The 11,681-nt window shown below is 64.1% G+C and carries 7 protein-coding genes and 1 pseudogene; 6 read left to right on the top strand and 2 right to left on the bottom strand.

What is annotated here, in order from left to right:
• The first annotated feature begins 62 nt into the window (after positions 1–62).
• The 6 genes and pseudogenes from AB0L58_RS34910 to AB0L58_RS34885 all read left to right on the top strand — a co-directional run bounded on the left by AB0L58_RS34910 (position 63) and on the right by AB0L58_RS34885 (position 8,062).
• Entirely contained in the window at positions 63–671 is a 609-nt protein-coding gene (locus AB0L58_RS34910; RefSeq protein WP_364393880.1) for a TetR family transcriptional regulator, read from the top strand.
• A 143-nt stretch (positions 672–814) separates the two neighbouring features.
• Complete coding sequence (locus tag AB0L58_RS34905; protein ID WP_364393877.1) at positions 815–1,618, top strand: hypothetical protein; 804 nt, start codon at positions 815–817, stop codon at positions 1,616–1,618.
• A gap of 234 nt (positions 1,619–1,852) precedes the next feature.
• Positions 1,853–3,127: an FAD-dependent monooxygenase gene (locus AB0L58_RS34900; protein WP_364393875.1), complete on the top strand. Its 1,275-nt coding sequence runs from the start codon at positions 1,853–1,855 to the stop codon at positions 3,125–3,127.
• A 10-nt stretch (positions 3,128–3,137) separates the two neighbouring features.
• Complete coding sequence (locus tag AB0L58_RS34895; RefSeq protein WP_364393873.1) at positions 3,138–3,950, top strand: class I SAM-dependent methyltransferase; 813 nt, start codon at positions 3,138–3,140, stop codon at positions 3,948–3,950.
• 134 nt (positions 3,951–4,084) lie between these two features.
• Positions 4,085–5,362: a glycoside hydrolase family 27 protein gene (locus AB0L58_RS34890; protein WP_364393871.1), complete on the top strand. Its 1,278-nt coding sequence runs from the start codon at positions 4,085–4,087 to the stop codon at positions 5,360–5,362.
• A 1,432-nt stretch (positions 5,363–6,794) separates the two neighbouring features.
• Positions 6,795–8,062, top strand: a pseudogene (locus AB0L58_RS34885) (IS3 family transposase).
• 191 nt (positions 8,063–8,253) lie between these two features.
• Here AB0L58_RS34885 and AB0L58_RS34880 read toward each other — a convergent pair.
• Both AB0L58_RS34880 and AB0L58_RS34875 read right to left on the bottom strand, forming a co-directional pair.
• The gene (locus tag AB0L58_RS34880; protein WP_364393868.1) at positions 8,254–10,089 is read right to left on the bottom strand and encodes an acyl-CoA dehydrogenase; all 1,836 of its coding nucleotides are present in this window, start codon (positions 10,087–10,089) and stop codon (positions 8,254–8,256) included.
• 206 nt (positions 10,090–10,295) lie between these two features.
• A complete protein-coding gene (locus AB0L58_RS34875; protein ID WP_364393865.1) occupies positions 10,296–11,450 on the bottom strand; it encodes a helix-turn-helix domain-containing protein in 1,155 nt (384 codons plus the stop codon).
• Positions 11,451–11,681: the final 231 nt, after the last annotated feature.

Genomic DNA, 11,681 nt, shown 5'->3' with positions numbered 1-11,681 from the left:
TGCACATGCAGGCAGTTGGTCATACTGCAGATGCAGTACCTCAGTGCCCTAGGCTGGGAGAAGTGAGTACAGGACCTGGGCTGCGGGAACGGAAGAAGGCGGCCACCCGCACCGCGATAGCCCAGGCAGCTGCGGCCCTGACCCAGCAGATCGGCTTCGAGAAGGTGACGATCGACGCGATCGCCGAAGCCGCCGGGGTCTCGATACGCACCTTCCACAACTACTTCACCAGCAAGGAAGCCGCCGTCGAACACGCCATCCGCAGCGACTTCGCCGACCTCGTCGCCGCGCTTGCGGCGCGCCCCGCCGACGAGCCGGTCTGGGATGCCCTCCTGGCCGTCATGCTCGAATGGCTCGGCACCGTACCCGGTGGCATCGACGGCATCGCCGACATGCTGCGGATCGTCGAATCGACGCCCGCGTTGATGGCTCGGTTCGCCTCCGCCCACATGGCGGACAAGCAACTGATGGCCGAGGCCGTGGCCCGGCGGACCGGCACCGACGCCGCCACCGACCTGTTCCCGATGCTCGTGGTCACGGCCTCGGAAGCGGCGCTCGAATCCGCAATGGCCTTGGCGGGCAAGGTATCCGGTCGCGAATTCGAGGATCTGCTGATCGAAGCCTTCGAGTCGCTGCGGCCCGTTCTCAACCGCGCTCGGACCGACTCTTAGAATTTTGCCAGACTCTGCAATCTTGCATAGTTCTGCAAGATTTGCTTATCGTGAGACCCGGACACAGCGCCGGACCCTCTGATCGGCGCATCGACGTGTCGTTCGAGCCACCTGACACACATCGTTGCCCGAAGGGTATTTCCATGTCTGCACCCGTTGGAGAATTGCGTGATGCAAAAGGCCGCTTACCGGCGCTGCCATCGCTTACTGGATTGAGGTTTGCCGCAGCATTCGCCGTATTCCTTTTGCACTCGGTGATGTTCGTGCAGCTCTTCCCTTTTATGGAAACCGACTCTTGGAAAAATCTGGGCGACGTCTTTCCCATGCAACTCGGAGCAACCGGGGTCGCATTCTTCTTCGTCCTTTCCGGATTCATAATCGATTGGTCCTATAACAGTGTCAGGGACCTTCGTCATCCAGTTGCCACTCGCCGCCGCCCTGTACCACCTGGTGGACAAGCCGATCATGACCCGCTGGGCACGCAAGAAACCGAAGCTCACCGCGCTTGCGCCGACGACGGAAATGGCGAAAACGCCGTCATGACCACGCCACCACTCGCGGTGACCGTTGCTGCCCCGCCGCCCCTTGTCCTACGCCTGACGAACCCCGTTCTGAACCTGCTGCTGCGCAGCCCGACCGGTAAGGAGTTCCGCAAGCGGTATCGCACACTCACCTTCACCGGCCGCAAATCCGGTGAACTCTATACCTTCCCGATCCGAACTCATCACGTGGACGGCAACCTCTACGCAGTCACCAACAGATGCTGGCGGCTGAACTTCCGTGGCGGCCTCCCGGCCCGGATCACCTACGACGACCGCACCTCGGAATACCAGACCGAACTAGTCGAAGATCCCGCCACCGTCGCCGAGTTGCTGATGAAACTCACCAACACGTACAGCAAGTGTGCGCAGCCCGCCGGGGCGCCGATACCCCCGGCGGCCCCCTGACGGCGCTGGAATTCGGCTTCACCCTTGATGATCGGGGCCTGATCAGTGAAATCAGCCCGCGCCCGCACCGCGCCGAGCCGTCCGACCTCGTCACGCCGCGCCATCGCGCGCCTGGTCGACGACACCTCAGCGGCGTTCACCGAGTCACCGCGATGACTGTCCGTCCCGTGCAGCGGGTTCGAGGCGGGAGGTCCGCGAAACCTTTGCCGTGCAAACACTTCGAAAGGAATCCTCATGACGGATAGACTCCGAGCCCTGGTGGTCGGGCTCGGGATCGCCGGTATCGCCACCACGGTGCGGCTATACGAAATCGGCTGGGAACCAGTGATCGTGGAGCGGGCCGCGACCCGGCGCACCGGCGGGTACTTCATCATGCTGTTCGGCACCGGGGCGGCCTCCGCCCGGCGGCTGGGCGTGCTGGATGCCATCGGAACCCGCAGCGGCCCCGAGGTCAGCGTCTACGAAGTGGACCGCGCCGGACGCCGCCGTCCCGGAATGAACCCTGACGCCTTCGGTTCCGGAGGTCCACGACGCCTGCTGCGCGGTGACGTGGAACATGGATTGTTCTCGGCGCTACCGCAAGACGTGCAGATCCGCTACTCCACCGTGCCGGTCCGCATCGAACAGGACGGCGCGGCAGTGGATGTGACGTTGCACGACCTCGCTGCCGATACCACTGCCACCGAACGGTTCGACCTGGTGGTCGGAGCCGACGGGATCCGGTCGACCGTGCGTGAACTCGTCTTCGGCCCTGGCGGATACGAGCTGCACCCACTGAGCTACATGATCGGGGCCACCGTTCTGGACCGTCCCGTCGACGGCTTCGGCCTATCCGAGGGCCTGGTGCTGGCCGAGCCGGGCCGCTCGGCAACGGCGTTCCCCTTCGCCGACCACGCCCCAAGCCTGCTGTTCTCCTACCGCACCAACGACGTCGACGCCGAATTCGCCCGTCCAGCAATCGAATCCATCCGCACCGCGTTCGGCCCTCGGTCGCCCGGCCCGATCCTCGAGGACCTGTTCACCCGCTACGAACAAGCATCCCACGCCCTTTTCGATTCGGTACAGCAAGTCAAGATGCCGCAGTGGCACCGCGGCCGGGTGGTACTGATCGGCGACGCCGCCTGGTGCCTGACCCTCTACTCCGGTATGGGCGCCTCCAGCGGCATCGCCGGCGGTGAACTGCTGGGCACCATGCTGACCCGGCACAACGACGACGTGCCCGCCGCGCTGCGCGCATGGGAGGCACGGATGCGGCCTTTCATCCACACCCAGCAGGCCGCGGCCAAGACCGAGCGTCGCATCTTCACCCCGCACAACCGCAGAGAGCAGATCATGCGTACCGCGACGATGCGCCTGATGAACGTGATGACCGCACCGATCATCGGCAAGGCCATGGGCAAGGTGATGGCCGGGAACGGATTCATGAAGGCCAAGAACATCGACATCGCGGCCCCTGAGCAACCCGACGGCGCAATCCGCGCAGACCTACATAGAACCGAGAACTCATGAGGAGATTGCGATGGACGATACAACCACGGTAGACCCGGCGATCGCGAAAATGCCGCGCGGCGGACCGGATGCCTCCTGGCTGGATCGACGGCTGGAGACCGACGCCTTGGAGTACACCGACCGCTACGACATCCCCGACGAGGTCAAGCAGACGGTAATCTCCTTTCTCGACGAGACGGGCACCCGCAACGGCCAGCACGAGAAGTTCGCCCGCACCGCACTGGGATTGGTCGCCGACAGCGCCAACCCACGCATACTCGAACTCGGCGCGGGGCACGGCAAGTTGTCGGCCCACATCCTGGACTTGCACCCCACCGCGACGGTGACGGTCAGCGATCTGGATCCGACCTCGGTGGCCAATATCGCCGATGGCACGCTCGGCGCGAATCCACGAGCACACACGCAGGTCATCGACGCCATCGCCATCGACGCCACCGACGGCAGTTACGACCTGGTGGTGTTCGCCTCGGCATTCCACCACCTGCCGCCAGCCACCGCCGGGCGGGCGATCGCCGAAGCCACCCGAGTCGGAAAGCGGTTCGTCGTGATGGACATCCCCCGTCCGTCCCCGCTGGTGATGATCGGCATGGCCGTGCTGGCCGCACCGGCGGCGGCCGTGCTGGCCGTGGTGCGCCCGACATTCAGGCGCGTCATACATGACGGGGCGATCAGCGTGTTGCGTTCCTACAGCCGATCCGCGTTCATCGCGCTCGGCAAAACGGCTGATCCGGCGATGAGCATCGAATTCCTGCCGTCGCCGATTGTGTCCGGCCCCAAATCGGCCGTCGTGCTCTTCTCCCGACCAGCGCCGACCGATTCGTGAAGAGTATGCGCCCCAAAAGGATTCGTTGGCGATCGGCTGCGGTGTCGATCCTGCTGACTGCCGGAGTCGCGGTGTCGGCCGCGAGCCCGGCAGCCGCGCAGTCGTCGGCTGGATCGGTCCCGCTCACTCCGCCGATGGGGTGGAACTCGTGGAACTCGGGGATACCGCTGTCGGAGATGAACATCATCACCGTTATCGACGCGATGGTGTCCTCCGGGATGCGGGACGCCGGATACCGTTACGTCAATCTGGATGCTGGTTGGGCCGCGCCACAACGTGACACCGCAGGCGATCTCGTCGCCGATCCGGCCAAATTCCCGCACGGCATCCGCCTTCTCGCCGACTATGCCCACGGCCGCGGGATGTCCTTGGGCCTCTATTCCAGCCCTTACAACCAGACGTGTGGTCAGGCACCGGCTACCGCCAGTGTTGGTCGCGAGGTTCAGGACGCTCGAACCTTCGCCGACTGGGGTGTGGACTACCTCAAGTACGACTGGTGCGGTTCGGATGCCGATCTCGGTGAACAGGTGCGCGTATTCACCGCCATGCGCGACGCGTTGCGGGCCAGCGGGCGCGACATCGTCTACAGCATCAATCCCAACAGCAACGGCCTCGCCGAGTCGACGGCCGGGCGCTACGACTGGTCCGAGATCGCCGATGTGGTGCGCACCGCCGGTGACCTGATCCCGCTCTGGGACAACACATTGCAGCCGCAGGTACTGCCCGGCGGCATATCCACCCGCGGATTCATCGGCGTCCTCGACGAACTCACCGCCACCGACCGCGTCACCCCGAGTCGGCCCGGCTACTACAACGATCCCGACATGCTCGTCGTCGGGCTACAACTGCCCCAATACGTCACGGGGCTGCTCAGCACGGCTCCGGAAGCAGCACTCCGGGATACCGGCCTCAGCCCGGAACAGCGAGCGCAGATCACGGATCGAATCCGCTTGCCCCCGTATCTCATTCAGCAACTCGGTGCACCCGAGACCAATCTGACACCCGACGAGCAACGCGCCCACTTCTCGCTGTGGGCGATGCTCGCGGCTCCGCTGCTCGCGGGAAACGATGTGCGGACCATGTCCGCCGAAACCGCCGCGATCCTCACCAGCCGCGAGGTCATCGCCATCGATCAGGACCCAGCCGTCGCCCAGGGCAGGTTCCTGCCGGGTAACGACCGGGTCATGGTCAAACATTTGTCCGACGGCTCGGTCGCCGTGGCGCTGTTCAACCCGAGCAACGCTCCCGAGGCCATCACGACCTCGGCCGCCGAGATCGGCCTCGACCATGCCGATCACTACACCATCCGAAACGCGTGGACCCACACCACAGCAGTGACCGAGGCGACCATCAGCGATCTCGCCGTCCCGGCTCACGGAGTCACGCTGCTGACAGTCCACCACTCTCGGTGAGGCGCAGCCCAAGGAAAGGGAACTATCGAAGGACACCGAAATCACCAACGGAGACATCGGAATTCATTGGAAGCATTTCCAGTGAACTCAGAAAGAAAGAAGGAAATTCTCTTGCCCATTATCGCATCTCATTCACGCCGAGCCGCGGCGCGTGTCGCGATCGCCGGAGTACTGGCTATCGCACCGATCTCAGTACTGGCGGCTACAGCGTCCGCCGAGAGCACAGATATCGTCGCCTCCACTACAGCCACTCCAGTCCACGGTAGTCCGGGATTTGATGGTCCGGGATTTGATGGTCCGGGATTTGATGGTCCCGGGTTCGGCGGACCCGGGTTCGGCGGACCCGGGTTCGGCGGACCCGGCTTCGGCGGACCCGGCTTCGGCGGACCCGGCCCGCATCTCGGGCTCCACACCGGGTCCTTCGGGAGCTGATCCGCGACACGCATAGCCCGTGGGCACTCCTCGTCGATAATGGCGAGGAGTGCCCACGTCGCAGACTGCTCAGGCGAGAAGGTGGCACCGATACCACCAGTGGTTCGTTGATCGCTGACCTCACCCGACCGGCGTCCCCTACCCGGTTTGCCACACTGGAGCAGTTGTGGGGCGGTCGCAGCGGCACGCAACGGTCTTGTCGCACCTGGCCATCACGGACATTCACGCCCCACCACCGCTCTGCTGGAAATCGTCCACCAAGCCGAGGGCGCGCTTCGATGCCGCCGTCTCCGCCGCAGTGACCAACATTGACACCACCGCCACCTACGTCAAAGCCAACCTCCACGAAATCACCGCAGCACTATCAGCACTCACCCAAGAAACCCCACCCACTACTCACCAACCAACCCCGATCACCCCCTGACAACCACGGTGCCGGTCCCCACCAACACCCGACCGGCACCACCCAGAGCAGCCCCCGTCCAACGATTCCACCCCCGCCACAACACATTTGAAGCAGACAACACACCGAAACCAAATCAACCGACAGAACCTACAGCAGCCCCTCCCATTCAGCTACTCACACCGAAATATCGAAAAGCATTGCAGCTCAACAGCATACAACTACCACCACATGACCACAGATTCTGTGCTACATTCTCGCTACGCACAATAGAAGCTACTCGTGCACACATCTGCACCAATATTGTTGCCTCCGCGTGATCGACTCCCCTCTCGCGCATTACTCGAGCACGTATTTGCATCAGATCTGATGCAAATACGTGTTCGACCACCTCCTCGCGCACGTTCCCCACCGGCTCGGGCAGTCAGACGTGGCTCAGATGCGACAACGAAGCGGCTCGCGGCACACAGTTTCGTCATTGGTGACGTTTCTGCGTGCGCGAGTAGAAGGTCGCTCCCCCCTCTAACACGCGGCGACGGTACATGAATCCCGCCGGGTTTGGTGCTCACCTCCTTTGTTGAGGAGGATGGGCGGACCATGCCATCGAAGTACGACGAAGCGACCAGGGCCAAGGCTGTCCGGCTGGTCGTCGATCACCGCGACGATTACGACAGCGAGTGGGCCGCGATCAAGGCGGTCTCGGCCCGGCTGGGCATGACCGCGGAAACCTTGCGCAAATGGATCCGTCAGGGCGCGGTCGACTCGGGTGAGGCCGAAGGCGTCTCGACTGAATCGGCGCGGGTGATCAGGGAGCAGAAACGCAAGATCGCCGAGCTGGAACAGACGATCGAAATCCTCAAGGCCGCAACGAGTTTCTTCGTGCGGGAGAGCGACCCGCGACAGCGGTAATCTGCGCGTTCATCGCCGAGTATCGCGCTCGGTTCGGGGTCGCTCCGATCTGTCGTGCGCTGACCGCGCACGGGTGCAAGATCGCCCCGAGAACGTTTTATGCGTGGCTGTCGCGGCCACCGTCGAAACGAACCTTGTGGGACACGGCGGTGACCGAGATCCTGGCTGGGATCTACGAACCCGACGAGACCGGCCGCCGCAAACCCGAGTCCCTCTATGGGGCGGAGAAGATGTGAGGGCACCTGCAACGGGAAGGTATCCCGGTGGCCAGATGCACGGTGGAGAGGCTGATGCGCGCCAACGGGTGGAAAGGTGTGGTGCGGCGCAAGGCGATTCGCACCACCGAATCCGATCCGGCCGGGACACGGGCGGCCGATCTGGTGGACCGCAACTTCCGGGTTCGGGCACCGAATCTGCTTGTCGTTGCCGATTTCACCTATGTGCGGTTGGCCAGCGGCGGGTTCGTCTACACCGCGTTCGTCGTCGATGCCTTCGCGGGCCGGATCGTGGGCTGGGAATGTTCTACCAGCAAACGGACCGCGTTCGTGGAATCGGCGATTCGGCAGGCGGCGGCGTTGCGGGCGCGTGAAGGGCGGCCCTGGACTGGGTCCACGATCCATCACTCGGACGCAGGATCGCAATATACATCGGTGAAATTCGGTGAGACACTGATGCTTTCGGGCTTGCGCCCGTCGATAGGTTCGGTTGGGGACGCCTTCGACAACGCACTCGCGGAGACCACGATCGGGCTCTATAAGACCGAAGCGATCCGTGATGATTCGCCGTTCCGGCGATCCCCTCTGCACCGACTGGCTGATGTCGAGCTACTCACCCATGAATGGGTGAGCTGGTTCAACGACTCGCGCCTGATGCATCGGCTCGGCCGCCGACCACCGGTCGAGTACGAAGCCGACTACTATGCCAACTGCTCCGAGCAACCGGCTGGAGACAGATAACTGGGGTGTGCACGGAATCCGGGGAGATTCACCCGCGCCCAGATAGCAGCCTGGATCGCGGAAAAGGCCGAACAAGAGAGTTGACGATAGCCTGGATTTCGAAGGCCGGGCAGCGGCGGTGCGTTCGACAAGCACAGGCTCCCAGCGGATCAGCCCGGCCTCCCAAATTCGAGCGGCGTGACGGCCACCGGTCAGAATGCGGCTTCGTCGAGTCGCATGATGCTGTCGTCGATGTCGGAGATCATCGACCATTCCGCGCTCAGGTGCGGCAGCACGGTCTTGGCGAAGAAGGACGCCACCGCGATCTTACCGTCATAAAAAGCACGGTCCTGCTCGCCGAGGTCGGAATCCATTGCGTTGAGAGCGATTTCGGCCGCCACGATGAGCCGCCAGCCAATGAGGAGATCGCCGACGGCGAGCAGCAGCGGCACCGCGACCAACCCGATCTTGTACAGCTCCGTGGGCTGTTCCCGGCCGGCGAGTAGATGCTGGGTCAGTTTGCCCACCATGTCCTGCACATCTTCCAAGGCGGTGGCAAGCAGGATCTTCTCGGCTTTGAGACGGCCGCCGTCGCTGGTGGATTCGGTGGTCTCGCGTACCTTGCCGGCCACGTGCGCGAGAGCGACACCGTGGTCGCGGGCGATCTTGCGGAAGAAGAAGTCCTGGGCCTGGATAGCAGTCGTGCCCTCATAGAGCGAGTCGATCTTCGAGTCGCGGATGTACTGCTCGATCGGGTAGTCCTGCAGGAAACCCGAGCCCCCGAAGCACTGCAGGGATTCGGTCAGATACTGATAGCCCCGCTCTGATCCGACGCCCTTGACGATCGGCAGCAGCAAATCGTTCACCCGCGCGGCCAACTCGGCGTCGGCACCGGAAACATGCTGGGCCGCAAAGGTGTCCTGGTGGGCGGCGGTGTAGAGGTAGATCGCACGCAGTCCCTCGACGTAGGCCTTCTGCATCATCAGCGAGCGCCGCACATCGGGGTGGTGGGTGATGGTCACCTTCGGCGCGTTCTTATCGGCGCTGCGGGTCAGGTCGCTGCCCTGTACGCGGGTCTTGGCGTACTCGAGGGCGTTGAGGTAGCCGCTGGAGAGGGTGGCAATGGCCTTGGTGCCCACCATCATCCGGGCTTCCTCGATGACCTTGAACATCTGCGCGATACCGTCGTGGACCTCGCCGACGAGATACCCGACAGCCGGGGTGCCATGCCCGCCGAAGGTCAGCTCGCAGGTCGCCGATGCCTTCAAACCCATCTTGTGCTCGAGGTTGGTCACGAAAACACCGTTGCGGTCACCGATTTCACCGCTTTGCGGATCGAACAGATACTTGGGCACCAGGAACAGGCTCAGCCCCTTGGTGCCGGGGCCAGCGCCTTCGGGGCGGGCGAGCACCTGGTGGATGGTGTTCTCGAACAGGTCACCGCAGTCGGCGGAGGTGATGAACCGCTTGACGCCCTCGATGTGCCAGGTGCCGTCGGCTTGCGGAATCGCCTTGGTGCGCCCTGCACCTACGTCGGAGCCCGCGTCGGGTTCGGTGAGCACCATGGTCGCCGACCAATTGCGCCGCACAGCGAGTTGGGCCCAGTGCCGCTGCTGCTCAGTGCCGAGACTGTGGACGATATCGGACATGACGGGCCCGCACAGGTACATGTACGCCGCGGGCTGGGCACCGAGGAGGAACTCGTTGATCGCCCATGCCAGCATCCGCGGGGCGGGCACCCCACCGATCGCTTCGGCCTTGCCGACCCGCCACCAGTCACCGTCGTACCAGGCGCGCACGGATCGCTGCAGTGACTCGGGCAGCCGCACCGAATGCGTGGCCGGGTCGAGCACCGGCGGGTTGCGGTCGGCGTCGGCGTAGGACTCCGCCACCGGTCCCTCGGCCAGCCGTGCCGCCTCGGCCAGCATCGACCGCACGGTCTCGCCTTCGAGGTCACCGAACTGCCCGGACTGCAGGACCGCCTCGAGACCGAGCACCTCGAACAGGTTGAACTCGAGATCACGCACGTTGCTCTTGTAATGCCCCACCAGCACTCGCCTTCGCACAGGCCCGGCCTGCAGCCGGGCGAGATGATACGCGCGCCCGCCGACCGCCCGTGGAAATCTCAGGCACCTCGGGAGCGCTGCTAAGTTACTCGACGCTAAGCTACAGTCTGATGATCCCGCCCAGCAATAGCCCAAAGACGGTCAGTAAGTTAATGGTTGATAAATTTCTGGAGTAGCGCGGAGCGGAATCAGGAGCGGGTGTCGCCCGAGAACGCGATCGCGTCGCCCACCGCCACCAGAGCCTCGACGATGTCCCCTCGGCGGCTCAGCCGCGGATTGCGTGCCGCGTCGATAACGACGGTGGTAACCGCCTGAATGGACACCCGCGCCGTCGGCAGGGATAACCCGGGCCGCACAGTCTGCAGCATGCGGGCCCAGCGGAGGATGCCGTCACGATGTGTTTGCCGATAGCGGGCGGCCAGGTCCCGCGGCAGATGCGCGACCTCGCTGACCGTCGTCCCCATCAGATCAGGCTGCTCGACAGCGAAGCGCGCGAAGTAAGACAACAGCAACAACAGCGACTGGCGTGGATCGTCACCCTCGGTCAACGCCCGCGACGTGTAGAGGCGAATCCACTGATCGTTGCGATCGATGATCTGGCTGAGCAACTCCGCCTTGCCGTCGAAATGGTGATACAACGCAGGACCACTCACCCCCACCGCCGCGCCGATGTCATCGATACTCACTGCGGCGTACCCGCGCGTGTTGAACAACCGGGCGGCCGCGACGATCAGCCGTTCCGGTCGTACGCCGCGATCGAATTCGGCATCACCGGTCACCCACGCCGCCCGCACTGCTTGCCTTCCCGCGGCAACACCGGTCGGTAGCCGAACGTCGATCGTTGCGGCCACGGCCTCGTCGAGCACCTCGGCGAACAGCGATCCCGGCAGCTCGACCCGGTGGTAGGACGGACTGACCGCGACCGACAGCACACACCAACTCAGCATTTCCACATCGGCGGCGGCGAGGTCGGTGCGGCGCAATCGGATCGCGGTGCGCAGATAGCGAGTAAGACGCACCGCACGCGCGAGCACCCCCATGCGATCCGTCGGCCGCAAATTGCGGAACTCGAGCTGCCACAGCCTCGGCAGACCGCGCAATTCCAGCGCGACCCGCACCAACTCGGTCAGCACCGATCCCCCTGCAGGGTCGGCGCGATGGGCACTGTCGAGCCGCGCCACGGTAGTGTCCAGACCATCGAGCAAACACTGTCCGAGCAGTTCTTGCTTACTGCGGAAATGCCGATACAGCGCCGTGGAAGTGATGCCAACCGCCGCGGCGATATCCGACATCGAGGTGCCGTGATAGCCATGCCGGGCGAAGGCCTCGCTGGCCGCGCGCACGATCGTAGCGCGACGATCGCGCGGTCGACGGCGGACAGATGATCGCACGGGCTGACTGGTGTCCATCACCGACCAGTCTCCCAGGCAACTCCGGATCCGCGACGGCCAGCAGGCCAGCCAGGGCCGTGGGCCTGACGGACAGGCAATGCCCGAGTAGAACTGCCTCAGCGCATCCTTGCGGCGTACGCACCAGATCAGACACGCCTCGGAATGGGGCGGGAACGTGTCCGA

The sequence above is a fragment of the Nocardia sp. NPDC052112 genome, from assembly GCF_040680135.1.
GTDB lineage: Bacteria > Actinomycetota > Actinomycetes > Mycobacteriales > Mycobacteriaceae > Nocardia.
The sequence above is the reverse complement of the archived record's forward strand: the minus strand, read 5'-3'. Positions and strand labels throughout refer to the sequence as shown.